At 58.7% G+C, this 23409-nt stretch carries 21 protein-coding genes, 1 tRNA gene and 1 pseudogene (1 of these 23 only partly in view); 11 read left to right on the forward strand and 12 right to left on the reverse strand.

All coding sequences use genetic code 11. The features are described 5' to 3' along the window. Nucleotides 1-8015, reverse strand: partial view of an autotransporter-associated beta strand repeat-containing protein gene (locus E3E12_RS09035; protein ID WP_286206907.1) — the 5' portion only. It extends 2857 nt beyond the left edge of the window; 8015 of the gene's 10872 nt are visible here — the first part of the coding sequence; its start codon is at nt 8013-8015; its stop codon lies beyond the left edge, outside the window. Nucleotides 8016-8588: 573 nt separating this feature from the next. Here E3E12_RS09035 and E3E12_RS02630 point away from each other — a divergent pair. After that, nucleotides 8589-8852: a hypothetical protein gene (locus tag E3E12_RS02630; RefSeq protein ID WP_141442923.1), complete on the forward strand. Its 264-nt coding sequence runs from the start codon at nt 8589-8591 to the stop codon at nt 8850-8852. Nucleotides 8853-9026: 174 nt separating this feature from the next. Here the strand turns inward: E3E12_RS02630 and E3E12_RS02635 are convergent, their stop codons facing one another. Beyond that, nucleotides 9027-9230 carry a cold-shock protein gene (locus E3E12_RS02635; RefSeq protein WP_141442924.1) on the reverse strand — a complete coding sequence of 68 codons (204 nt, stop codon included), beginning with the start codon at nt 9228-9230 and terminating at the stop codon, nt 9027-9029. A 344-nt stretch (nt 9231-9574) separates the two neighbouring features. Between E3E12_RS02635 and E3E12_RS02640 the strand changes: the two genes are divergently transcribed. From E3E12_RS02640 to E3E12_RS02650, 3 genes are read left to right on the forward strand one after another with little or no spacing between them, the layout of a single operon-like run. Continuing rightward, on the forward strand, nt 9575-9931 hold the full coding sequence (locus E3E12_RS02640; protein ID WP_141442925.1) for a hypothetical protein: 357 nt from the start codon (nt 9575-9577) through the stop codon (nt 9929-9931). A 50-nt stretch (nt 9932-9981) separates the two neighbouring features. Further along, entirely contained in the window at nt 9982-10920 is a 939-nt protein-coding gene (locus E3E12_RS02645) for a DJ-1/PfpI family protein (protein ID WP_141442926.1), read from the forward strand. A 58-nt stretch (nt 10921-10978) separates the two neighbouring features. Beyond that, nucleotides 10979-11635 (forward strand): 3'-5' exonuclease, encoded by a 657-nt coding sequence (locus tag E3E12_RS02650; protein WP_168194361.1) that lies wholly within the window; start codon nt 10979-10981, stop codon nt 11633-11635. Nucleotides 11636-11656: 21 nt separating this feature from the next. Here E3E12_RS02650 and E3E12_RS02655 read toward each other — a convergent pair whose 3' ends face one another. The 3 genes from E3E12_RS02655 to msrA are packed head-to-tail and all read right to left on the reverse strand — an operon-like array spanning nt 11657 to nt 12923. Next, entirely contained in the window at nt 11657-11992 is a 336-nt protein-coding gene (locus E3E12_RS02655; protein ID WP_141442928.1) for a hypothetical protein, read from the reverse strand. Nucleotides 11993-12000: 8 nt separating this feature from the next. After that, nucleotides 12001-12372, reverse strand: a complete 372-nt coding sequence (locus tag E3E12_RS02660) for a hypothetical protein (RefSeq protein ID WP_141442929.1) — start codon at nt 12370-12372, stop codon at nt 12001-12003. Next, on the reverse strand, nt 12369-12923 hold the full coding sequence (msrA, locus tag E3E12_RS02665) for a peptide-methionine (S)-S-oxide reductase MsrA (protein ID WP_141442930.1): 555 nt from the start codon (nt 12921-12923) through the stop codon (nt 12369-12371). The genes E3E12_RS02660 and msrA overlap by 4 nt, the downstream gene beginning before the upstream one ends. A gap of 252 nt (nt 12924-13175) precedes the next feature. On the opposite strand from msrA, the gene E3E12_RS02670 reads away from it, so the two are divergent. Beyond that, nucleotides 13176-13943: a hypothetical protein gene (locus E3E12_RS02670; RefSeq protein WP_141442931.1), complete on the forward strand. Its 768-nt coding sequence runs from the start codon at nt 13176-13178 to the stop codon at nt 13941-13943. Nucleotides 13944-13950: 7 nt separating this feature from the next. Here the strand turns inward: E3E12_RS02670 and E3E12_RS02675 are convergent, their stop codons facing one another. The 5 genes from E3E12_RS02675 to E3E12_RS02695 all read right to left on the reverse strand — a co-directional run bounded on the left by E3E12_RS02675 (nt 13951) and on the right by E3E12_RS02695 (nt 18098). Beyond that, nucleotides 13951-14685, reverse strand: a complete 735-nt coding sequence (locus E3E12_RS02675) for a DUF805 domain-containing protein (protein ID WP_240810546.1) — start codon at nt 14683-14685, stop codon at nt 13951-13953. A 33-nt stretch (nt 14686-14718) separates the two neighbouring features. Next, entirely contained in the window at nt 14719-15042 is a 324-nt protein-coding gene (locus E3E12_RS02680) for a hypothetical protein (RefSeq protein ID WP_149498233.1), read from the reverse strand. A 517-nt stretch (nt 15043-15559) separates the two neighbouring features. Next, the gene (locus E3E12_RS02685; RefSeq protein WP_149498235.1) at nt 15560-16804 is read right to left on the reverse strand and encodes a hypothetical protein; all 1245 of its coding nucleotides are present in this window, start codon (nt 16802-16804) and stop codon (nt 15560-15562) included. A 371-nt stretch (nt 16805-17175) separates the two neighbouring features. Further along, nucleotides 17176-17634 (reverse strand): RrF2 family transcriptional regulator, encoded by a 459-nt coding sequence (locus tag E3E12_RS02690; protein WP_141442933.1) that lies wholly within the window; start codon nt 17632-17634, stop codon nt 17176-17178. 116 nt (nt 17635-17750) lie between these two features. After that, nucleotides 17751-18098, reverse strand: coding sequence for a zinc ribbon domain-containing protein YjdM (locus E3E12_RS02695; protein ID WP_141442934.1), 348 nt, complete (start codon nt 18096-18098; stop codon nt 17751-17753). Between the two features lie 189 nt (nt 18099-18287). On the opposite strand from E3E12_RS02695, the gene E3E12_RS02700 reads away from it, so the two are divergent. From E3E12_RS02700 to E3E12_RS02725, 6 genes and pseudogenes are all read left to right on the forward strand, one after another. Further along, the gene (locus tag E3E12_RS02700; protein ID WP_240810590.1) at nt 18288-18935 is read left to right on the forward strand and encodes a LysE family translocator; all 648 of its coding nucleotides are present in this window, start codon (nt 18288-18290) and stop codon (nt 18933-18935) included. A 223-nt stretch (nt 18936-19158) separates the two neighbouring features. Beyond that, a pseudogene (gene hisA / locus E3E12_RS02705) lies at nt 19159-19956 on the forward strand (1-(5-phosphoribosyl)-5-[(5-phosphoribosylamino)methylideneamino]imidazole-4-carboxamide isomerase); the annotation flags it as partial. Beyond that, nucleotides 19950-20714 (forward strand): imidazole glycerol phosphate synthase subunit HisF, encoded by a 765-nt coding sequence (gene hisF, locus E3E12_RS02710; protein WP_141442937.1) that lies wholly within the window; start codon nt 19950-19952, stop codon nt 20712-20714. The pseudogene hisA and the gene hisF, both read left to right, overlap by 7 nt. A 47-nt stretch (nt 20715-20761) precedes the next feature. Further along, nucleotides 20762-21106, forward strand: a complete 345-nt coding sequence (locus E3E12_RS02715) for a phosphoribosyl-ATP diphosphatase (RefSeq protein ID WP_141442938.1) — start codon at nt 20762-20764, stop codon at nt 21104-21106. A 134-nt stretch (nt 21107-21240) separates the two neighbouring features. Beyond that, nucleotides 21241-21316 (forward strand) — tRNA-Glu (locus E3E12_RS02720). Between the two features lie 123 nt (nt 21317-21439). Further along, entirely contained in the window at nt 21440-22318 is an 879-nt protein-coding gene (locus E3E12_RS02725; RefSeq protein WP_141442939.1) for a PhzF family phenazine biosynthesis protein, read from the forward strand. Here E3E12_RS02725 and E3E12_RS02730 read toward each other — a convergent pair whose 3' ends face one another. Further along, complete coding sequence (locus tag E3E12_RS02730) at nt 22319-22513, reverse strand: hypothetical protein (protein ID WP_141442940.1); 195 nt, start codon at nt 22511-22513, stop codon at nt 22319-22321. 109 nt (nt 22514-22622) lie between these two features. Beyond that, a complete protein-coding gene (locus E3E12_RS02735; protein WP_141442941.1) occupies nt 22623-23234 on the reverse strand; it encodes a helix-turn-helix domain-containing protein in 612 nt (203 codons plus the stop codon). Nucleotides 23235-23409: the final 175 nt, after the last annotated feature.

Genomic DNA, 23409 nt, shown 5'->3' on the forward strand with positions numbered 1-23409 from the left:
TGCACAGGGCCGCCTGTGTAACCATTGCTGCCATCAAGCTGGTTGTTGCCGTTCTGGGTGTCGCCACCATTCCAGTAGAGGCCGTTCTTGTCGTAAATGACGACATTGACCTGGCCCGCAATGGCGGTCTGCAATTGAGCGACATCATTGGTGGGGTCAGCCAAGTATTGGGTCAAGCTGGCCAGGTTGAGGCCAGAAAGACCAGTGGCGGTGCCCTGGTAATCAATCAGGTGGAGAACGCCATCAACGAACTTGTTGGTTGGGTTAAGCGCTGTACCAGTGGTGCCAGGCAGCACTGTCACACTGACAGGGCCGTTCACGTTCAGATTGCCCGTCACGTAAATCAGGTCATTGCCTGGGCCAGCCCAAACGTCCTTGTCGCTTTCCGTGAACTGGGCGCCAGAACCTGAATTCAAGGTCAGGTTGCCACCAATGGCCAGAACGCCTGAATGGTTGCGGTCCTGACCAGGGTTGATGGTGCCGCCCTGGTTGACCAGGACATTGCCGTTGACAATGCCAGAGGCATTGGGCTGGTCGGTGCCACCGCCCAGCGTGCCGCCCTGGTTGACGGTCAGGTTGCCGCCAAGGACGCCATTGACCAGCAATGTGCCGCCATTGACGTTGGTTTGGCCATCAAACCCGGCATCGTTAAGGCGGTCAGCACTGCCTGGCAGGGTGACGGTACCTGTGCCGTCCTTGGTGAAGGTGCCGTTGGTGTCGCCATTGCCCTGGCTCAGCGGATTGCCTGTCAGCGTGTTGGTGAAGGTGCCGTCAAAATCCTGGTTGAGGTCAAGATTGGCATCTTGGTTGATGTAGACAGCGCCTTTGCCGAAAGTGCTGGTGGTGCCTTGCAGAATGCCTGCGCCAACCTTGGTGCCACCTGTGTAGGTGTTAGCGCCAGAGAGGACCAAGCGGCCTGCACCCTCCTTGTCCAGCGTGCCTGGGCCAGTGCTGCCGTCCTTGATGATGGATGCCACCGTGGCCTTGTTGCTGGCGTCCTCAACTGTGGCTGTCAGCTTGTTGCCAGCAATGGTCAGCGCGTCACCCTGAATGGTGTAGTCGCCCGTGCCTGGCTGGATCGCGCCCTGGCCGTTCTGGCTGTTGTCGAAGTCCAGGCCCTTGACCAGGACGGCGCCCTGGCTGTCGTCCACCTGGACTGTGCCGCCCTGGGCCACAAAGTGCGCGTCAACGCCGCTGTTGTCCCAATTGGCCTGCGCGTTGCCGTTGATATCCGTCCAATTGCGGTTGGCTGTCGCAGCGTTCCACGTGCCGTTGCCACCAACGATCTTCTGGTTGCCGTTGTTGGTGTCGCCGCCGTTCCAGTACAGGCCATCGCGTGACGTGTTGTAGACAACAACGTTCACCTGGCCATCAATCGCCGTTTGCAACGAAGCGTGGTCGCCCGCAGCCAACGTGCCCTGGATGATGTTCAGTTCCCGGGCCGTCTCGCTGACATCCTTCAACTCGCCATTGGCGTACGTCATTAAGTGGTAAACGCCATCAGCAAGGACGGTGTCACTTGGAGTGGCGAAGTTGATCCCGCTGTCCAGCGTCAAGGCGCCTTTGACGTTCACAAGGTCATTGCCTGCGCCGCCAAATGCACCCTGTGTGCTTTCCCTGAAGCTGGCTGTGGAACCTTGCGCCAGGTTCAGGTTGCCGCCGATGTTCAGCGTGCCTGTCTGCTTGTTGGGGTAGTCGCCAGCAAACAGCGTGCCACCAGCAGCAACGTTTACGTTGCCTGCGAGCGTGCCAGGGGTGCTGTCTGTGCCGCCGCCCAAGCTGCCGCCCTGATTGACCTGCGCGTTGCCGCCAAGCGTGCCATTCACCAGCATGGCGCCCTGGTTGATGTTGGTCTGGCCTGCAAAGCCGCTGTCGTCACGCGCGATGGTCACTGTGCCAGCGCCGTCCTTGTCGAACGTGCCGTTGCCTGTCAGCTGATTGGCGAAGGTCGCGTCAGTGCCCTGGTTCAACACCAAGGTGCCAGCGTCAGCGATGGCGCCTGTGCCGAAGCTCTGGGTGGTGCCCGTCAAGGTGCCGCGTTCAATGTCTGTGCCACCAGTATAGCTGTTCACGGCATTCATGGTGACGTCACCGGTGCCGATCATATTCACCCGGCCTGCGCCTGAGATGACATTGCCGGCAGCGGCCGTGTCGTTCTCAGTGTCATTGAAGGCCAGTGTGGCGTCCTGCGCCACCTGAATGGCGCCTGTGCCAAAGCTGCCACCAGCGTTGCCTGTCAGCGTGCCGGCGTTGACGTTAGTGCCGCCAGTGTAATGGTTGGCGTTCAGCAGGGTGACGTCGCCAGCGCCATTCATGTTCAGCTGGCCAGCGCCGGAAATGACGTTGCCAGAACGCTGGTTATCGCTGCCAGCATCGTTGTAGTCCAAGGCGGCGCCTTGGGCCACATTGATGGCGCCAGTGCCGAAGCTGGTCGCGGCATTGCCGTTAAGCTGCCCACCCTGCACCAGCGTGCCGCCGCTGTAGTTGTTGGCACCTGAGAGGGTAACGGTGCCAGCGCCCGTCTTCGTCAGGCCGCCGCTTTTGCCTGTGGCGTCGTTGATGTTGCCGCTGACCAGAGCGGCGCCTTTGCTGGCATCGTCAATGTTCAGTGTCAGGCCGCTGCCCTGCTGGCCACTGCCCGCCACATTGATGTTCTTTTCAGCCACCGAGGCCGTGCCGTCAGCGAAATTGACCAGGCCGTTGGCCTTGCTGCCGTCAACGTTCAGCGCCGTGGTGCCGGCGCCATCTTTGATGGTGCTGCCAGCGCCTAAATTGATGGTGCCACCATTGCCCAGGTTCAAGATGCCGCTGGCACCCTGACCATTGGCCTGAACCAGACCGCCACCCGCCAGGTTCAGCACGCCGCCATCAACCACGTTAAGGGTGCTGGAAGAGGAGATGCCGTTATAGGAGCCGCCCTCAGCTGAAAGTTGACTGCCAGCGCCCGAAACGGTGATGGTGGCAGGCGCCGTATAGCCAGACATGAAGCCAGCCGTGCCTGAATCCACATGGGCGCCGCCCGTCACATTCAACGCCGCCGTGCCTGTGCCAGCAGCCTGGCCGCCCAATCCACCCAGCGTGATGCCATTCGCGTTCAGGGTTGTGCCGGCGCTATCCACATTCACGGTGCCGCTGTCGCCTGCGGCGGCGTTTTCAGCAATGCGGAGGGCTGGGTAAGCGGCCGTGGCATTAACCTGGCTGCCATTGTTGATGGTCAGCGTGGCACCGTTGGCAGCGCCAACTTCAATCGTGCCAGCGCTGACAGTAGCGCCGGAAAGAGTGAAGGTGGTGGCGTTGGGCAAGGGGGTGCCTGCCGTGATGCTCTCCTGCCCGACCATCAGAGTGGATTGGCCAGAACCGGTCATGGTGCCGTTAAAGGTGCTGTTGCCAGCCACCATCAGGCCAGCATCGCCCAGCACCACCTGGCCTGCGCCAGAAAGGCCCATGACACGCGCGCCATGGCTCTCAGGCGTGACGGTGGAGAACGTGATGCCACCCGCCATGGGGTTACCTTGGGAATCGGTGCCCGTTTTGCCTAGGCCTGAAACGTCGAACGTGGCGCCTTTTTCAACCGTCACAGCGGAACCGCCCACGGAGCCGCCATGGTTCTGCTGGCCATTCACCGTGCCATTGACAGCGGACGCACCATCCCAGCCAAGCGCCATGGTGCCCTGCTGGATGTCAGTGGCGCCTGTGTAGCTGTTGGCACCCGTCAGCGTGAGGGTGCCCGCGCCCGTTTTGGTCAGGCCTGCGCCCGCATTGGCAGCGCCAGCTTGCAAGGTGGAGGCGATGGTGGCCTGGTTGTTGGCGCCAGCGACATTCACTGCCAAAGTCGGGCCAGCGATGGTCAGCGCGTCACCCTGAAGGGTGTAATTGCCCGTGCCGGGCTGGATCGCACCTTGGCCGTTCTGGCTGTTGTCAAAGTCCAGACCCTTGACCAAAACAGCGCCCTGGCTGTCGTCAACCTGAACTGTGCCGCCATTAGCCACAAAGTGCGCGTCAACGCCGCTGTTGTCCCAGTTCGCCTGCGCGTTGCCGTTGATGTCCGTCCAGTTGCGGTTGGCCGTCGCAGCGTTCCACGTGCCATTGCCACCAACGATCTGCTGGTTGCCGTTGTTGGCGTCACCACCATTCCAGTACAGGCCATCACGTGACGTGTTGTAAATGACAACGTTCACCTGGCCGTTGATCGCCGTCTGCAACGAAGCGTGGTCGCCCGCTGCCAAATACTGTGTCAGGCCAGCCAGTTCGCGCGCCTGCTCGCTCACATCACCAAGCTTGCCGTCCGTGAACAAATGGTAGACGCCAACACCAAATGTTGTGCCAGCCGCCGTGGGCGCCATGTTGAGGGCGCCGTCAAGCGTCAGCGTGCCTGCGACCTTCACAAGGTCACCTGTTGAGGCGTTTGTCGGCTCCAGGAAGTTCGCGTTGGAGTTACCCGCCAGGTTCAGGTCGCCGCCGATGTTCAGCGTGCCCGTCTGCCCCTTGGCGTAGTCACCAGCAAACAGCGTGCCACTAGAAGCAACGTTCACGTTGCCCTTGATGGTGCCTACACCACCCAATGACGCGTTTTGGGCCACGTTGGCAGCCCCACCCAGGGTGGTGTTCACAAGCATGGTGCCGGCGTTCACGTTCGCCTGGCCTGTAAAGGCGCTGTCATCACCTGTCAGCGTGACGGTGTCCGTGCCCTGCTTGTTCAGGGTGCCTGTGCCAGCTAACTGGTTGTTGAACGTCACGGCAGCTGGGGCGCTAGCACCCATGTTGATGTTCAGCGTGCCGTTGTTCGTCACCTTGCCAGTACCCAGAGCATTGACGGTGCCATTGGCGCCTTGGTCAGCAGCCACCAAAGTGGAGCCAGCGTCAATCTGGGTGCCACCCGTGTAGGTGTTGGTGTTGGTCAGGGTGGTGGTGCCGCTTTGGCCCCAGTTGCTCCTGACTGACCCAGCGCCAGTGATAAGGTTGTTGAATGTGCCGGCAGCCCAGCCACCAAAGGACAGCTGGCCGCTGGCGCCAAGGTTGACGACCCCTGTGCCCAGGGCGTCAATGACGCCATTGGTGGTGTGGCCCGTCACCAAAGTGCCGTCCTGGATGACGGTGCCGCCCGTGTAAGTGTTGGCGCCATACATCACGATGGTGCCGGCGCCTGTCTTCGTCAGGCCACCTGGGCCCTTCGCGCTGTCCTGGATGGTGCTGTAGACGGCGTCAGAGGGGTGGGCATAGGATGAGGACGCGCCGTCATTCAAGGTCAGGCCGCTGCCCTGCTGGCCATTGCCAAGGACATTAATGACCGTGTCATGAATGCTGGCACGGTTGAGGTTGATAACGCCATTGGCCTTGCTGCCATCAACATTCAGCGCTGACGTGGCGTTGCTGCCACTGGCGTTCTGAATGTTGGCAGCATTGAGGGTGATGGTGCCGCCATTGGAGAGGTTAATGGCGCTGCCCTGGCCTGGCGTCAGGTTCAGGCCGCTGTCAACCAGCGTGCCCTGGTCAGCCACGTTGATGGTGCTGCTGGCGTTGACGCCGTTGAAGATGCCCTGGTTAGCGTCAAGCTCGCTGCCCACGCCGGTGACATTGATGACGGACGCAGCATTCGTGCCGCTGGTGATGCCTGGCTGGGGCTGTGTGCTGCCATCGCCCTGGTCCACCACATGGGCGCCATTGGTGACGTTGAACGTCTCCGTGCCGGTGGTGGCAGTAGTGGCGTTGCCCAGCTGCAGCCCGATGGTGTTGAAGAGGGTGCCAGTGCCATCGACATTGATGACGTTGTTGCCGGAACCGCCCATGACGGTGCCGGCATTGGCACCATTGCCTTGGGCCACAGCATGGGCGCCATTGGTGACGTTGAACGTCTCCGTGCCCGTGGTGGCAGCGTTGCCCAGCTGCAGCCCGATGGTGTTGAAGAGGGTGCCAGTGCCATCGACATTGATGACGTTGTTGCCAGAACCGCCCATCATGGTGCCGTCATAGGTACGGGGGTGGGCAGCGCTGCCGTCACCGCCGGACCAGACCTGCATCTGCGCGCCCTGGTTGACGTTCAGGGTGTTATTGCCAGCGCCACCCATGGTGAGGTGGGCTGTGTTGAGGTCGAAAGTGTTTTTTGTGAACTGCGCCGCCGCTTGAGTGGCGTTGTGGCCGGAGAGCGTGATGGTGCCGCCAGAGGTGGCGCTGGTGCCGCCAACGCCCAGATTGACGTTCTGCAGCGTTGTGAACACGCTGCCGCCATTGAGGTTGATGGTGCCGCCACCATGGGAGCCGCCAGCGGCCAGGTTGTCGATTGAGATCTGGTCATTGCTGAAAGTGACGGCGTTCTGGTTGCCGCCGCTGACCAAAATGGTGGCGCCGTTGAAGCCAGCCGTGGCACCTGTGTTGCCTGTGATGGTGCCATTGGCGAAGTTCTTGCTTGCAACGCCATCATCAATCAGCAGGGTGTTGTTGCCAAGCAGCACAGCGCCGCCATTGCCGGTCAGGCCCTTGATCTCGGCGCCCTGGCTGTAAAGGCCAGCGCTGTCCTGCCAGGATTTGGCAGTGCTGATATCGAAAACAGGCTTGCTGTCATCAATGGCGGAGCTTCCCGCATCATTGGGGTCATTGTCATTAGGATCATTGGGATTATTGGGATTATTAGGTGGAGTGGCAGGATGGCTAGGGTCGGCTTGTTTCCAGTTGTAATCCCAATGACCAGAGGTAGTGCTATTGGCAATGGCACTACCTTTACCCAAGGCGGTGACATCAACAACGCTTGAGGACGCGATGGAACCAGCGCCGCTGAGGCTCAGCGTACCGCCATTGATGTGCGTGGCGCCTGTATAGGTGTTGGCGGCCGTCAACACCACCTTTCCAGCGTCCTGCATGGTGACGTCGCCAGCACCCTGGATGATGCTTGAAAGGGCCTCGATGTTCTGGGCAGGGCGCGCGGCCCCCTGGGTGGACGTCTGACCACCAAAAGTGCCTTCGCCCTTGTAGATCTGCTGGTCCAGGACAAGGTGGGCACCGTTCTCGATGGTGATGAACGGTGTGTTTTGCCCACCGCTGTAACTGGCGCTGGCGCCACCCAGGCCGATGACGTCAGCCACCAGGGTGCCACCCTGGATGTCAATCCCGCCAGGGAAGCTGTTCAGCCCGCCAAGAAGAAGCGTGCCACCGCCTTGCTTAACGAGTTCAACAGAGTTGTTGCCACCAGCGCCAGCCGTACCGTCAGGGCTGTTGAGGCTGGTCCAAATCAGGGCCTGACCAGGGCCAGAGGTGGTAACGTTCACATTGAAGGTGCTGCCGCTGGGCTGGATGTAGCCATTGTCCAGCTCATAGGCCGTGGTCTTGTCACCTGACTGGTCGTCAAAGGTCAGCGAGTTAACGTTGAACGGCGTGACGGTGTAGGTGGTGGTGCCGTTGTTATCGTAAGGATCGTAGGGGTTATCTGCCGTGTAGTTGCTGGTTAGGACGTCAACGGCTTTAGCTGGGTTGGCCCATTGGTATTTGGCGCCCTGAAAAACAGCGTCACCACCTGGGTTCCAGTTCTGACCATTGCCATTGCTGTTGTTCCATGGGTGTGAACCACCAGCCAGGTTAGTGGTGGTATTCCAAGCGCCGTTATAGCCATTCCATGTTTCAGGGTTGGCCAGCGCCCCCACATTGCCAGCGCCCACTGTGCCAGGCGCGGCTGCCAGGGTGAGGAGGCCGCTTGGCTCCGCATTCAAGTTCATCACGCCAAGCTTAGGCACAGCTGGGTAATCAGCGCTGGCCGTATCCAAGGTGGCGCTGTTCCTAAGGGCAAGGAGGCCACCAGGCCTTTGGGCGTGGCGGGCGCGTGCCTCCAAAGCGCGGCGCGTGGCACGGTTGGGGCGGGTGTAAGACTGCCCCTTGCCGTAAGCGTCACGTAATTTGTCTTGCAAGTCTGAACTATCATCAAGGGCTTGCGCCTTGCCATAAGTTGGCACAGCCACAAGGGCCGTCATGCCCAGCAGCGCAAGCTTGCGGATGAAAGTGCGGGGGCTTGGGGTGGCTGAAGGAAGCATGATGGGTTTTCCAGACAGACTAACGTTTATGAATTTGTTAACCTTTATATAGTTAACGAACCCTCGCCACCGCAAGGATTTGTTAACCAACAAGCCTGAGAATTTCATGACCGTGTTCTGGAACACACAGGAAAATTTTGAGAGTTTGGCAGGCAATCAAGTAAAAACCGCCCTATTCCAGCAGGTAAAATCCACGTTTTTCTTAAGTAAAACGTTCACGGCTGGGACTTGCCAATGCCCTGCTGCACGGCGTTAAGCCAGGGATAAGCTTGGAATCGCTCAAAACCACCTGTTGTTGGGAAACGTGATGAGGGCAGGCAGTTAAAATGCAAAACCAATACAGTTTAAAATATTAATGGTTAACGCCTTCCCCTTCCCAGCGCTGTGGAAGGAGCTTCGTTAACCTCTTTGTTAAGGCGGCTGTAGCTGCTGACAGGGTGTGCGCTGAAGGTGCGCTGGTTGGTGACACTCACAATTCCCTAGGCAAGGCGCTGGACAATGACGTAGCCTGCCCAAAGGCCAAGCGCTTTTGCTGAAAAGCGCAGCCAGGCCACTAAATGGTGGGAGGACGGCATGAATTCTGAAGAGATCGCCCTGGATCTGAGCGTGATAGAGGAACAAGGCTTGTTCTTCCTCACACCTGGTGGGGCCACGGCCCAAAACGCGCCGCCCGTTTTGGCGCAGCTGCGCACAGGTCCTTACAAAAGCGCCAAGGAAGCCAGCAGCCCCGCTGCGCAGCGTGATTTCCTGCATCATTATGGGGAAGCACGTGCCCAGGAAATGGCGCGGCAACACCAAGCGCACTGGAAAGCCCAATTGGCTGCCCTCAAAATGTGATGCACCTTTGAACATCCATGGTTGCCCTTTGGGGCAGCCATGGACTGGGCGCAAAAAAACCCGCCCCCTTGACTAGGAAGGGTGGCGGGTTCCAAGGCTTTTCAATGCAGCCGCAGGGGCTCCATGATAAAGCCAACCCCTGAAAGCTCAGCTTTCAGGCAACGACAAGGGACCTCACAGGGCCTTGAGGTTGACGGCAGAGGTCTTGCCGCGGTTGTTCTCCAGGTCATAGGAGACCTTCTGGCCTTCGTTCAGTGAGCCCAGGCCAGAGCGTTCCACAGCTGAGATGTGGACAAACGCGTCATCCCCACCGGCGTCCGGCGCGATGAAACCATAACCCTTGGTCGGGTTGAACCACTTGACGGTTCCTGTATTCATTTTCTTCTACTTTCTGGCGGCCGTCGCGCAAAAATATTCCTGCACGTTCTGGCCGTATATCATGTCTAGCATAGGGATTGCAGACTGCGCCAGAACTTTCTTGTTTTTGAAGGCACGCCCCAACGACCCTTGAAACCTCCACCCTTCAAATCCCTGGCCGCCTGGAGGCACTGCTGAGACACTGCTTATGCGCCACGAATCCTGCACGCCTGCCGTCAGACCTGGAAAAAACCCTGCTGGCCCTTATGTTCAAAGAAGCGATGCGCTGCAGCGGCCCAGAAAGTCCCTTCTGCGGACTTGTCAGTGCCAAGACCAAACGCGCACCAAGATGTGAAGGAACCACCATGGTTGAACCCACGACACCCCCCCTGCCAGAATTGCCAGGCAACGCCAGCCCCCACGCCCCCAGCCAGGCCATGCAGAACGCCATGGCCGCTGCCCAAGCGGCAGCCCAGCAAGGGCAGGCGGCCCAGCCGCGCATCAAGGTGAACGCCCACATCCAGCAGGAGGGGGGCAAGTTCTTCCTGGTGGCTGATGGATTGCGCGTGGGACCCTACCCAGCCCGTGAAATGGCGCGTTCCCCCATGGCCAGCCAGGCACTGGCCCGCGCTTTCGCTGAGCGGGAGACAGCCCGCCAGAAAGAGCGTGTGGCAGCCATGGCGCGTGACATGGATGCCCAGCAGAACGGTGAAACCCCCTGAACCCCTCCCACACTTCCCCTTGAAGAGTTCCCCCTTGAAAGGCCCACACCATGAGTGACGCGAACACCCTTTCCAAAGCGCCCGTTCCTGACCGCGCTGAACGTGATGCCTTCTTCCCCTCGCCTTTTTCACTAAGCGAGTTCACCGCTCCCACCACGGGTGCTGCGCAGCCCCATTACAGCAACCCTTACAAAGGCCCCCTGAAAGTGCTGATGATCGGCACCCAGGAACGCTACCTGCCTGTGACGCAGGGGCGTTATTTCTCCACCGGCAACCACCCTGTGGAGACGCTGCTGCCGATCGCGCACTTCCTGGCCGCTGGCTTTGACGTTGATGTGGCCACGGTTTCAGGCGACCACGTGAAGTTTGAGAATTGGGCCTTCCCAGAGCAGGACCCCGTGGTGAAAGGCGCTTACGACCACTTGAAGGCGCGTTTCGAAAACCCCCTGGACCTGCGCAAGGTCGTCCGTGATGGCGGGCTTGAGAAGGGCTCTTACGCTGCCCTGTTCGTGCCTGGTGGCCATGGTGCCCTCAACGACCTGCCACTTTCACGCGATGTGGGCACCTTGATGGTGGAGGCCCTGAAGCGCGACCGCTTTGTGGTGACCCTGTGCCATGGCCCTGGCAGCCTGCTTTCAGCCGCTGTGGCCCAAACGCCTGAGGAGAGTCCCGTTTTGGCGCCAGCTTTGAACTTCGCCAACCCTGAGATGATCCAGGGATTGGCCCCCAACCCGTTCAAAGGTTATGAGACATGCGTTTTCCCTGATGCCATCGACAACGGCATCCTGCCTGAGATCGGCTACCTGCCAGCCCCCATGCGTTGGCTGGCCGGGGACGCCTTGGCGCAGGCAGGCCTCAAGGTGCTGCCCAGTCCCAAGCTGGGGCGCGTTCACCGTGACCGCCACTTGCTGACGGGTGACAGCCCCCTTGCCGCTGAAAAGCTGGGGGAACTGGCTGCCGCCACGCTGCTGGAAGCTTACGGCGCCTGACCAAGCGCCAACAAACCGTGCCCCGGCAGGGTGGTGTGATACAATCATGAGGTTGCCCATGGTCCAGTCCCCGGAAGCGCACGAGCCCTTGATTCTGTGCTTTGACACTGAAACCACCGGCCTGCCCCTGAAACGCCTGCCCGCCTGGCATGAAAGACAGCCCCATTGCGTGCAGATTGGCGCTGTCCTCTGCAACCAGGAAGGGCGGGAGGTGGAGGCGCTTGACGTCATCATCGCGCCAGATGGCTGGCACATCCCCCCACGCGTGGCGGCCATCCACGGCATCACCACTGCCAAGGCGCGCCGTGTGGGCGTGCCCGCGGCAGAGGCTCTGGGACGGTTCATTGCATTGGCCAAGCGCGCTGACGTCATCGTGGGGCACAATGTGCGTTTTGACCGTCACATCATCCGCACCATGATCCATCGCCACGGCGAAGCCGCTGGATGGAGCCAGGCTGTGGCTGATGGCATGCATGAACGCGGCCTGCGGTTTTTCTGCACCATGCAGGCCGCCACCCCCGTGATGCGCCTGCCGTTTCCAGCCAGGCGCTGGGGGGGTGGTTACAAAGCGCCCAAACTGGCTGAAGCCTTGGCGCATTTCACCAACCTGAGCTTTGACGACCTTGGTCCGGCCCACAATGCCCTCCACGATGCCCGCGCTGCCATGGCGGTTTACTGGGGCATGAGGGAAGCGGGCGTCACCGTGCCTTTTTGAGGGGTTAGGAAAGATAATTCTTCAGGGCGGGTTGGCAGTGCCTGGGGTGGGCGGGGTTGCTGACAAATGTTGGCGCAGCAGCTCTTCCTGGTGAGCCTCCTGCTGGCGCTGGTCATAGGTGGGCTCCGCCGGGCCCACGGGGTAATGCAGCCTATGATAGAGAAAGACCCCAAAGGCAGTGCCGAAAACCAACCCCGCCAGCAGCATCCACGGCAGGACATGGCGCCCAAACCAGGAAGCCACACGCCCAGTGGCCCACATGACCACCCCCACCAGAACGCCCCACAGCAACAACGGCAGGAGGAATTTCGTCAGCAGCAGCTTCGCCAGGATGAACGGCGCCTTCAACAATGCCATAACAGCTTTCACAAGCGCCCGCTTTCAGGTGCCTGAACACCCACCACCGCAGGTTGCACAGGTTTCACCGGGTTGTCCTGCCTTGAATGCTGGTTTTGATAACGCTGCTGCCAACTGGCATACAAAGCGCGGTCTTCAAGCCTGTTGTACTGGACCAGAACCGCCTGCTTGGTCTCAGAGACAAAGCGCGACAGGTCCTGCCACATCCATGGCAGCAAGGTCACAACCAGGCACAGAAGGGCCACGCCCATCACGGCGCTGCGGTGTTCCGTCACCCAATCCATCAAGCTCCAGCCAGCCCGCACAGCCATCCAAAGGCCAATGAACAGCAGGAACAGGAAAGCCAGCGCTGGAACGCCAACAACCAGCAGCAGCTTCATGAAGGCTGGTCCTGGCTGTAACGGGCGCGGTAAAGCTGGCGCGCCTTGGCCACCTTGGGGGCGATCACGGCTTGGCAATAGGCTTTGTCGGGGTTGCGCGCGAAGTAATCCTGGTGCTGTTCCTCAGCGGGCCAGAATGTAGGGCGCGGTTCCAGGGCTGTGACCACTGGCTTGCCCCAGATGTTGCTTTCATCAATGGCCTGGCGCACCTTTTCCGCCACAGCCAGCTGCTGGGGGGTGCCGTAAACCACTGAACGGTACTGTTCACCAACGTCATTGCCCTGCCTGTTGATTTCAGTGGGGTTGTGGGTGGTGAAGTAAATCGCCAGCAAGTCACGCAAAGGCATTTCAGCAGGGTCAAACACGACCTCTATCACTTCAGCATGGCCTGTGGTGTTGGTGCAGACCTCCTCATAGGTGGGATGGGGGGTGTGGCCACCAGCGTAGCCAGGAAGAACGGCCTTGATGCCACGCAACCCCTTGAAAACGGCCTCCATGCACCAAAAGCACCCGCCACCCAGAAGAATGGTCTCTGTTGTCGCATGTGTCATGTCTGCTTTCCCCATGCTGAATAGCCTGTGACCAAGGCTGACTGAAACGTTCTGACCACGTAAGAAGCTAGCGCACTTTCCCAGGATGCCCAACCATTTCAGAAGCTTTGCTCCCTATCGGTAACTTTACGGGCTGGCGGGTGCCCAGAGGCCTTCATGGCTTCACCCCACAAGCAATTGCGCTAGGTTGTTAGGCATGGCCTGCGCATTGGCCAACCGACCCTCTTCCTGGCCCCAGAACTGGATGACAGCATGACCTTTTCACCAAACCAGCGTTCCCATGCCATGGAAGCTCGTGGCCCCCTGCCCCCTTCAGCGCTCTACAGCCCTGATGTGGAACGGCGCCCCCCACCCCCTGCTGATGGCCGCGACCGTTTGGGCGATGATTTGGACTGGAGTTCAGACCGTTCAGAACCCTTGATGACGCGCCAACAGCGGGCGGACATCATAGCGGACATCATCAAGAGCGCTGGCAAGCGTGGCATGAGTCGCCCCGAAATCGGCCTGGCCGCCAATGGCCTTGAAAACGGCTTCAACCCCTCCAACACCTCCATTGCGCTTGGCGATGGGGTGAAATCAGGGCGTTTGGTGCGGGTTGGGCGTGGCGCCACCAAGCGTTTCTACGATGGCTTGCAAGCAACCTCCACAGCCAAGGCCGCGAACCAGGCCAGCGCTGCGGAAAACGCAGCCATGGAAACGCAAATTGGGGGCAGCGTGACCAATGCCCTTCTGGCTTGGGCGCCTGTTAAGACCGTTGTCGCGTGGGTGGAGAAACTCCTGCCTGCCCCCAAGACTGAGGCCGCCCAGCTGGCGCGCCGTGAACTGCCAGCTTTGCTGCTGAAGCTGCGTCACGGTGCAGGTGGCCAAGAAGCCCCAACATTGCGCAACCTCATGCGTTTGCTAACTGCGCAGGCGGAAGATGAAGAGGGGCCTCAGCGCCAACTGGCCCAAAACCTATTGCAGGCTGTAGGCATGATGCCCCAGGCCTTGGCCAAAGTGGTGCTGCAGCCCAAGGCTTGAGCGCCCTTCAGCTGGAAAGGCGCCCCAGATAGATCAAGGCCGTCATGATGGTGGAAAGGTTGCTCAAAATCAGGCTGAAAACGTAAAGCCGCATAGCGCCAGCATGGTTGGCGGGTTTGATAAAGGCGTTCCAGCCGAAAATCACAGGCAGCACAATCAAGCCCACCAGTTCCCAACCAGTGAACCACGCCTTCTCTGGCTGGGGCCAAGCTGTGCATGACCAAGGCAAGCCAGATTCACCAGGGGGGACAACAGTGCCGCACTCCATGGTGGGTTGGGGGCCAAAGCGATTGGGCCCTGCCATGCTAGGCCAGAAAAGTAGCACCAGGCACGCCACCCAGCCAAAAACCGGTACCAGCCAAAGCAATTGCCACCAGCCGCTCCAGCCAACGTCATGCAGGCGCCTTGCGCTGAACGCCAGCGTTGCTGGCAAAAGGGCCAAGTCCAGAACGGTGGAGAACACCATGTTGGCGCAATTCAGCCATGAGATGGATTGCTGATGAAGCTGGGCAAGCGTTGCAGGGATGTTCAGCAGAATATTCACTGGCAACGCCAAGGCCACCATCACTAAGACCGGCAGCCAATACCAGGCACAGCGGGTCCGCCCTTCAAAGGAATAAGGGCTGTAGTAATAACTGTTGAGCATCCTCTTCAACGCTCCCCCCTTAAGGTTGGCGGGCTCTTGAACAGGGGCTGGAACGGTTTGGCTGTGGGGAATGGTGGTGGGACTTGGGGTCGTCATGGGTAGCTCCTGGTCATCAAGGGCGCTTGAACGTCAACTATACAGGATTGCCTGCCAATGCTTGAAAGTGAACGTCAGCGACATGGCCAACACAACCATGGCCATGATTTCCACCCACGTCATGCTAATATGGGGGTGGTATGGGCTGATCTGGCGTTCTTCTACCCTCTGAGATCCTGGGCGTGGGGGCAGTAGCTCCAAAAGCAGCAACGATGGCGCAAACACACCGCATACCAAGGCCCACCCCCAGCTGTGGCGCCCTTTGCGTTGGGCGGCAAGCCAACCAGCCCACCCCAGCAGACCATGCCCAAGGATGAAAAATGCTAAGCCCAGCCAATGCAGCGCGTCAGGATTCATGTATCCTCATCACCTCAACCCTGAAAGGACGGCGGCATCGCGAACTTTTTGTCCTCATGACACCAAGGCAACGCTTAACGTTCGCTTTTGCCTACAGCCTATAGGGGCTGCACCTATGTTTAAGAAACGATTCGCACCTACCATTTGGCAAGGTGCCTTAAAAGATTTGGTGCTGGCTGGGTGATTTCATGCCATCATTAGCCCTGGCGGCTCCCTCACCGAGCGAAAATGGTCAGCCACGGCAGGGGTGAGTCGCCGATCCTCCTGCACAAGGCCTTATCAACACGGGGGTTAGCCCCTATCCCATGCAAATAAACTCCCCTCAAGGGCTGAGAAACAAGATGGCCCTGTTCCGCAAGGCGCTTGCGAGGATTTCAGACTCACGCTAATAATGCGAATGCGAATCGCTCGCAGGTGGCGAAACCGTGGTGCGGTTCGCAACCCTTAGCCATCCTCTCCAGGACCTATATCCAAAAAGCTTACTAGCTGGGAAAGTCTTCTTACTCTAATCCTCTTCTCAAGAGGTCGCGCCCCTCTCAAGCGCTGGCAATTGTAACCACTGCCCCAACCTGATGGAGGCTAGGTTGGTGGGGCGTCTGCCATTAGGCAGCGCCACAATGACTGCGGCCAGCAAATTCTGAATGTCAGCGAGGGAGCTGTAACCATGCCATGGGATGTAATCGTGGGAACGCTGTTCCATAGTGGTAGGTTTGCGCAAAGTCCCCGGGTGGGCTGGTAAAGACAGGAACCTGTCTAAGCAGATGCTGCCCCCGTAAAAACATGTCGAACGTCCTCCACCACCTGCACGGACGTAGACATCCAAAGTGGCTTCAGCTGGCAGAACAGAGGCGCCGCCACCTTGCTTCACAAGCAACCAACTTGGTGGGCAGGACTTTTTCTCCCCGTTCTGAATCCCCCCCCGATTGCCCAGCACAACCTTGAAAGCCCTTGACGCGCGACCTGGATCCTCCTGAGGTGCCTCTGGGCGATGTTGTGCCGTCACTTGGTCCAAGGCCGACATGATCACGCTTTTCAGGCGCAAAATCGCATCCACCATATAAGCAGAGGACACGGGAATTGCCTGACTGTGAATCCCCCCCGGGAACAGGGGTTGTGCCGAGCCTTCCCAGACCATGGCACTATCTAGGGAAAGGCCCAGGCAACGCGCCATCATGGCCAGCTCCGCCCAAGCAAGGCGTTGTGGTAAGGTGTGGTGATGCAGTTGCGCCCTGTCCTGGTGGAACAGCTTCTGCACGACACCCAGGCGTGTAGGGACTATCTCATGGTTTTGAATGCCCTGCCCCACCTGCCGGAAACGCTTGACCAGCAACTCGGCGCGGGCGCGCAAAACTGCCCGTGTCATTTGGGTCAGGCGCAACCCTTCCTGGCCAGGGAGGGCAACCTCCGCAGGGACTAGGAAAAGTCCATCTCGCAATTGTCGCTCGCAATCTAGCGACCAGGAACCAGGCTCCTGCAGCGCGTCCAGCAATCGGCAAAGACGCATTGTAGCTTTGACGACATTATCGGTAGCAAACCCCATGGCCACGAAGACTGGTGGCGCTTCCAGGATCGTTTCCGTACTATCCCTCCTGGAAAGGGTGGCGGTGCCTTTCCAAGTTGGTTGTCTTGAATGCCTGGGCCTTAACGCACCCAGTCGGTCCGTCACCAACTCCTTTTGACGCATGTCTTGAGGGGTAGGAAGCCCTGTTGCCGCCTCCCTTTGGCTGGGGGCTGCTTCCCAAAGCTGCTGCGTTTCTTCCATATGGCCAGCCACAGGCACCGATTGTCCAAAACCCTCCCCCTTTTTGGGAAGAGGAGGTTCAGACAGTCCCTCCTCTTCAAGAGGGGGTAAGGCCGAACTGGTTTCTAAAGAAGGCTTGCTGAACCAACGTTTAATCAAAGGTGGTTTCATAACGGCAATGCAGCAGCACCTTCAACAACCCCTCCAGAACGCAACCAACCTGACCATTTTGCTGACACAGTGACGTCCAGCCAGTCCAGGATTTCACAACGCTTGTGTGACATTCCCTTGGGATGAGCATTATGGGGCTGAATTGCAATCAGCCAACTGCATGTTAACCAAATATTAATGAAACAACCCTGGCCTTGATATCAAAACATCAAGGCCAGATATCATGACGCGCCCAGGGCTGGTTTCAAAATACGGTGCTCCGCACGCCCCATCATGTCTGCCAAAGTGCGCCTGCCCAACACCGCCATGAAAGCTTCAGTGGCTTCATCAAGCATATGGGCCAATGCACAAGGCCCCGCCAAGGGGCAAAACTGCTTTTTAGCCTCCAGCCGCACAGTGCATTTCAAGCATGGCAACAACCCAGCATTAACCTGCAGGGCACGGCCGACCAGACCCATATTGATGGCTTCAGGTTTCTGCGCCAGACGCAGCCCACCACCACGGCCCCGTACGCTTTCCATGAAGCCGCCAGCGACCAGAACTGGAATAATCTTGGTCAGGTGGTTGTGAGGGATGCCGTAAGCCTCAGCCACTTCACGCGCTGACACAAGCCGGCCATCATGAATGCCCAAATAAACGAGTAATCTGAAGCCATAATCCGTGTGCAGCGTCAGCCTCATAATGGATCATCCCCTTGTTGCTGGGCTGTCAGGTGAACCCCTTCACGCCATTCATGGTGCCCTTGAGGGGGGTAAAGCTCTGCGTTGTGGGGCGCCACCACACAGCCTCCACCACGTCAGGTGGCTTTGCGCACGAACTCCGCCTTCAGTTCCATGGCGCCAAAACCCGGTATTTTGCAGGAAATATCATGACCAGCCGCCTCACCACCCAGGCGGATATTCTTGACTTTGGTGCCCCCCTTGATGCTTTGAGAGGAACCTTTGACCTTTAAGTCCTTGACCAAAACCACAGTGTCCCCATCTGCCAGGGGGTTGCCATTGGCATCACGGATCACGTCATGGTCGGTCTCCCCAGCCGCTGGGGCGTCAGGGTTCCATTCATGGGCGCATTCTGGGCACACCATCAGCGCCCCGTCAGGGTACGGGTATTCACAGTTGCATTGCGGGCAGTGCGGTTCAGCCATTGATATGTTCCTGACAGGGCTTGGATGAAAGCGAAAGTGACAGGCCCCTTCCTAACGGATGGCGCCCTGAACGCCAAACAGCCTTTTTGACGTCTTGGGCTGGCAAAGTTATGTGGAAGGGCTGCAGGGGCAGGACGAGCCTGTCGCGATTTCTTTCTGCTTGCCGAACCTTGGCATGATGGCGTGACGATGGCTTCCTCCCTCCTGGATTTCACACTCAGCATTATCTCCTTCACTTTGTCGCCAGGCATGGACACAGCCTTGACGCTGAAAATGTCCTTTTCCGGGCGCAAAGCGGGTTTTGGGGCTGTCAGCGGCATTTGCACGGGGCTGCTGCTGTGGGGTGTCATTGCAGCGTTGGGGCTGACCATCCTGCTGGACAATTGCAAGCCGCTTTATGTTGGTTTGGAATGGGCAGGCGCGCTTTATTTGAGCTGGCTTGGAATTTCAACAATCTGGAAAACCTTTCGCCGCCCCAGCCAGGGGGCTGACATCACACTCATCAAAGGGCGGGATTGTTTTAGGGCAGGTTTTGCCGCTGGATTGACGACTGACCTGCTCAATCCACAGGTTGGACTGTTTGTGATGACGTTTTTCCCGCAGTTCATCCCAGCCAAGGCCAGCTTCCTGGGAAGACTGTCATTCTACGGCACGCTGACGGCCATCAACGCTGGCATATGCTTTGTGTGGCTGGCGCTGTTGGTCATGATGTCAAGCACGCTAGGGCGCTTCATTGAAAGCCCCCGTGTGGCCATGTGGTTGGAACGCGTGGCGGGGCTGGTTTTCCTTTATTATGGCCTCAAGATCATCTGGCCCTTTTTGACCCCCATGACCTAATGGTGGTGCAAAGAGGCCGGCCGGTGTGCGGGGCCTTCAAAAACCACAATGCAGACGCTTCCCCTGCCCTGCTGGCGCTTTGGCTGCCACTCCGCTACTGAAGGCACGTTGTCTTCAAACATGTTACCTGGCTGCGTCAGCCCGCAGGGCGTTGTGGCTGGTTCCCCCACTCCATGGTTGAGCCTCCTTCATGCCCACCCCCACATCCTTCATGAACCATCCACCCCTGACGCTGTACCCCGCCATTGACCTCAAGGGGGGGGAATGCGTGCGCCTGCGCCAAGGCATGATGGATGACGCTACACGCTACAACCCGGATCCTGCCGCGCAGGCCACCACCTTCAAGCAGGCTGGGTGCGACTGGCTGCACGTTGTCGACCTAGATGGCGCCTTTAAAGGCCAGTCGGCCAATGTCAAAGCTGTGCAAGCCATTCTGCAGGCAGTGGCACAGGGCCCCCAGCCCATGAAAGTGGAGCTGGGCGGTGGCCTGCGTTCGCTTGAAGCCATCGAAAGCTGGCTGAACGCAGGCGTGCACCGGGCGATTCTGGGCTCGGCTGCCGTCAAGAATCCAGAACTCGTCAAGGAAGCGGCCAAACGCTGGCCTGGCCGCATTGTGGCAGGCATTGACGCCAAGAACGGCTATGTGGCCACAGAAGGTTGGGCTGATGTCTCCACCCTGCCTGTTCTCGACCTGGCCCTTAAAATGCAGGATGCCGGTGTAGCAGCCATTATTTTCACTGAAATCAGCCGTGACGGCATGTTGGAAGGTCTGGCCTTGAAGGAGACAGCCGCCCTAGCTGAGGCTTTGGATGTGCCCATTATCGCCTCAGGTGGGGTGGGCAACGCGCATGACCTTTTGGACCTCAGGCGCACAGCGGCAAAAGTCAAAGCTTACCGCCACCATCGGTCTGGCGGCATTGAAGGCGTCATTGTTGGCCGCGCCCTGTATGACGGGCGCGTCACTCTGGCTGAGGCCATGAGCGTGCTTCAAGGCCCTAGCAAAGTGGGGACGCCATGCTGAAGCTTCGCGTCATTCCTTGTCTTGATGTCAAAGAGGGTCGCGTGGTGAAGGGCGTGAACTTCGTTTCCTTGCGCGATGCCGGCGACCCGGTTGAGCAAGCGCGCCTTTATGACCAGGCAGGCGCTGACGAACTGACTTTCCTAGACATTTCAGCCAGCCACGAGGGGCGGCGTACCATGTTGGATGTGGTCAGCCGCACAGCAGCGGCCGTAAACCTTCCCTTCACGGTGGGCGGTGGCATCAACACCCCTGAGGACATGAAAACCCTTCTGCTGCGTGGTGCTGACAAATGCAGTGTCAATTCAGCCGCCTTGCGCAATCCTGACCTCATCAACCAAGCGGCAGGCAAATTTGGCAGCCAGTGCGTTGTCGTGGCCATTGACGCCCGCAAGCGCGTTGATGGACGTGGCTGGGACGTTTATGCCAAAGGGGGCCGGGAAAACACAGGGCGTGACGCAGTTGAATGGGCTGCTGACATGGCTGCGCGCGGCGCTGGTGAAATCCTCCTCACCAGCATGGACAGGGACGGCACCAAGGCAGGCTTTGACTTGGAATTGCTATCCACCATCTGCGACCGTGTCAGTGTGCCTGTGGTGGCATCAGGTGGGGTGGGGGCGCTGGAACATTTTGTGGAAGGGGCTTTGGCAGGTGCTACAGGCCTGCTGGCAGCCAGCGTGTTCCACTTTGGGCAATTCAAGATCGCAGACGTCAAGCAGCGCCTAGCCCAAGCCCACCTGCCTGTTCGCTTGGGACGCTGAGCCAGAAAGCTGACTTCAGGACCCTCATCAATCAAGGAGACCATCCCATGGCCGAAACCCCTACAGTCCAGCATGTTTTGGAACGCTTGCATGCAACGGTGATGAGCCGCAAGGGCGCTTCCCCCTCCCTTAGCCATTCAGCGCGCCTCATGGCGCGGGGGCGCGACAAAATCGCCCAAAAATTTGGCGAAGAAGCCGTTGAGTGCGTGATAGAGGCAGTCAAAGGCAACCGTGAAGCTTTCATCAGTGAGAGCGCAGACGTCCTGTACCACTTGGTGGTGATGTGGGTGGACGCAGGGCTCAACCCCTCTGACATCTGGGCGGAACTTGCCCGGCGCGAAGGAACCAGCGGCATTGAAGAGAAGGCCTCCCGTCCCCAGGAAACGTTTTGAAGGGGCCCGGTTTTCTCCTGTCATCATAACGGTAAGCCATGTGTTTTGGATTAATTGCCGTCTTTTTGAAGCGCTAAGGCTTTTTGTGGGTTGACGCCACCCCCGCTGCCAGCTATCTACCCATCACGCCTCACGTCCCGTTCGTCTAGAGGCCTAGGACGCCGCCCTTTCACGGCGGCAACACGGGTTCGACTCCCGTACGGGACGCCATCATTTTATGGCAGGAAACTGCCATTTTTATAAGGCGCCTTCAAAAGCCCCGCTGTTGAACTGCTACCACAGTAGCACTTCTGGCGGGGCTTTTTAATGTTATGCCGCCTAGGTGAGCCTGCCATGAAACCTTACACTGTCGTGGATGCCTTTTCAGCGCTTCCGTTCCAAGGCAATCCTGTAGGCGTGGTCTTGGACGCTGCTGGACTGACGGACACCACCATGCAGGCCATGGCCCGCTGGACCAATCTTTCAGAGACGACCTTTGTGCTGCCACCACGCCATGAGCAGGCGGATTATCGTCTTCGTATCTTCACACCCCGTTCTGAGCTGCCTTTCGCAGGTCACCCCACATTAGGCACAGCCCACGCCCTTGTAGAGGCTGGCCTCATCAAGCCCGAATCTGGGAAAATCATTCAAGAATGCCAGCAAGGCCTCATCAACATCACGGTTGAAGGGCCCGTTGACAGCCAGATTTACACGCTTGAACTGCCACGCCCCTCATCCACCACGCTTACCTCTCATGAAAGGATGGAACTGGAAGCCATTCTGGGCGCTCCTATCCTGCCCAATCCCTTGCCAGCACGTTTGGATGTGGGCGCCGTTTGGGCTGTGGCACAAGTGGCAGACGTGGCCGCCCTTCTCAACATGCAGCCTGATTTCCAGCGTATGCAGCTTTTTGCCCAACAGCTTGGATTGACGGGCGTTTCCGTGTTCGCCAACCATGGGAGCAACTCTGCCAATGTGGAAGTGCGTTCCTTCGCGCCATCCTGCGGGGTTGTGGAAGACCCTGTTTGCGGCAGCGGCAATGGCTGCGTTGCCGCTTTCCGATTCCAACATGGCTTAGTGCCTGCAAATCACTATGAGGCCACACAAGGCCAAAAACTTGGCCGTTCAGGGCGGTTGTTCCTTCACATGACCCCAAGCGGCGCAATCAGGTTGGGTGGGCACTGCACTACAAGCCTGAAGGGGCATTTGGCTATGCCTAGCAACCTTGCTTGATTAAGCCTGGTTAGATTGCCCACCTTTGGCGCTGGCTAAGGCAGCCTTGGCGGCGGCCTCCACCTGGTCTGTGCGGGGCGCGCGGAACATCAGGCCAGCATGTTCACCCTCCAAAAATCGTCCTACAAACAGTTTTTCTGATGGATTCCAACGCACAAGGGCCTCATGGCCATCCACAGTGATAAAAGGGGACATGACTAAAATCCTTGTTCATGAGGATTGCTTTACAACACAGGCCAGGCAGCCACGAATGGACCTCTGATGCAAGCCTTGCGTTGGCCTGTAGGCAGTGTCCCATGAAGCCTCAATAAGTGTCACCATCACCTGAATTGGTGGGCCAACGCTTGGCAAGACCTTGGCCTGGTTCAGTGGAGCGGTCTTGCGCCTCCGCCATTTTCACCATCACGGGCATCAGCTTAGCTTTGTCCCCTGCGGCCAAACGGCGCCACACCCGCACCAGCCTCACCTCATCAGTGTTGAGGGGGAAAGGGTCTTTGAAGTTGTCAGCTTCGTGTCCAGCCTTGAACAGGGGCTGTTGACTGTCATTGAGGACATTGTCGTGCGATGGAGGCATTTGGGTGAAAACCTCCCCCGCCCTACTGGGGGGGGGAAAGCTGGCACGCCCAAATGTGAAATCCCCCCGTCCCAATCCCTGAATGTGAACCAATGGTGGGTGGGGTTCGCGACCCATCAAGTAGTCAAGGGTGACACCATAAAAATGCGCCAAACGCGCTGCTGATTCCAAGCTGATGGAAGTGCGGGCTGTTTCCACACCAGCCAAATGGGCGCGTGACACACCACAAGCTGCCCCCACTTCCTCTTGGGTGATGCGTTGACCTGCACTCTGGCTTGCGCGCTGGCGCAAATAAGACAAGCGCTGGGCAAGGGTGCGGCGGAAAGCTAGGGCGTCATTCATAAATAAAATGATGGCAGATTATACCTTCTTATGTGTTTGTTGAGCGCACATTCTGCGTGCTGGATGGTGTTTTTTAGCACTTGTCTCAAGGCGCAGTTTCAATCAATGAAATTGGTATTCTTTCTGAATGGAAAGAAAAAATCACCTTCAATTAACAACATACCACTCTCTAAAA

The sequence above is a fragment of the Formicincola oecophyllae genome (assembly GCF_006542395.2).
GTDB classification, from domain to species: domain Bacteria; phylum Pseudomonadota; class Alphaproteobacteria; order Acetobacterales; family Acetobacteraceae; genus Formicincola; species Formicincola oecophyllae.

Excerpts from the sequence above, each read along its gene's own strand:
- hisF (WP_141442937.1), top strand. The coding sequence starts at position 19,950 with ATGCTGAAGCTTCGCGTCATTCCTTGTCTTGATGTCAAAGAGGGTCGC.
- E3E12_RS02650 (WP_168194361.1), top strand. The coding sequence starts at position 10,979 with ATGGTCCAGTCCCCGGAAGCGCACGAGCCCTTGATTCTGTGCTTTGAC.
- E3E12_RS02635 (WP_141442924.1), bottom strand. The coding sequence starts at position 9,230 with ATGAATACAGGAACCGTCAAGTGGTTCAACCCGACCAAGGGTTATGGT.
- E3E12_RS02630 (WP_141442923.1), top strand. The coding sequence starts at position 8,589 with ATGAATTCTGAAGAGATCGCCCTGGATCTGAGCGTGATAGAGGAACAA.
- E3E12_RS02655 (WP_141442928.1), bottom strand. The coding sequence starts at position 11,992 with ATGGCATTGTTGAAGGCGCCGTTCATCCTGGCGAAGCTGCTGCTGACG.
- E3E12_RS02715 (WP_141442938.1), top strand. The coding sequence starts at position 20,762 with ATGGCCGAAACCCCTACAGTCCAGCATGTTTTGGAACGCTTGCATGCA.
- E3E12_RS02640 (WP_141442925.1), top strand. The coding sequence starts at position 9,575 with ATGGTTGAACCCACGACACCCCCCCTGCCAGAATTGCCAGGCAACGCC.
- E3E12_RS02700 (WP_240810590.1), top strand. The coding sequence starts at position 18,288 with ATGGCTTCCTCCCTCCTGGATTTCACACTCAGCATTATCTCCTTCACT.
- E3E12_RS02660 (WP_141442929.1), bottom strand. The coding sequence starts at position 12,372 with ATGAAGCTGCTGCTGGTTGTTGGCGTTCCAGCGCTGGCTTTCCTGTTC.
- E3E12_RS02680 (WP_149498233.1), bottom strand. The coding sequence starts at position 15,042 with ATGAATCCTGACGCGCTGCATTGGCTGGGCTTAGCATTTTTCATCCTT.
- E3E12_RS02690 (WP_141442933.1), bottom strand. The coding sequence starts at position 17,634 with ATGAGGCTGACGCTGCACACGGATTATGGCTTCAGATTACTCGTTTAT.
- E3E12_RS02670 (WP_141442931.1), top strand. The coding sequence starts at position 13,176 with ATGACCTTTTCACCAAACCAGCGTTCCCATGCCATGGAAGCTCGTGGC.
- E3E12_RS02695 (WP_141442934.1), bottom strand. The coding sequence starts at position 18,098 with ATGGCTGAACCGCACTGCCCGCAATGCAACTGTGAATACCCGTACCCT.
- msrA (WP_141442930.1), bottom strand. The coding sequence starts at position 12,923 with ATGACACATGCGACAACAGAGACCATTCTTCTGGGTGGCGGGTGCTTT.
- E3E12_RS02725 (WP_141442939.1), top strand. The coding sequence starts at position 21,440 with ATGAAACCTTACACTGTCGTGGATGCCTTTTCAGCGCTTCCGTTCCAA.
- E3E12_RS02645 (WP_141442926.1), top strand. The coding sequence starts at position 9,982 with ATGAGTGACGCGAACACCCTTTCCAAAGCGCCCGTTCCTGACCGCGCT.
- E3E12_RS02675 (WP_240810546.1), bottom strand. The coding sequence starts at position 14,685 with ATGACGACCCCAAGTCCCACCACCATTCCCCACAGCCAAACCGTTCCA.
- E3E12_RS02730 (WP_141442940.1), bottom strand. The coding sequence starts at position 22,513 with ATGTCCCCTTTTATCACTGTGGATGGCCATGAGGCCCTTGTGCGTTGG.
- E3E12_RS02685 (WP_149498235.1), bottom strand. The coding sequence starts at position 16,804 with ATGGAAGAAACGCAGCAGCTTTGGGAAGCAGCCCCCAGCCAAAGGGAG.
- E3E12_RS02735 (WP_141442941.1), bottom strand. The coding sequence starts at position 23,234 with ATGAATGACGCCCTAGCTTTCCGCCGCACCCTTGCCCAGCGCTTGTCT.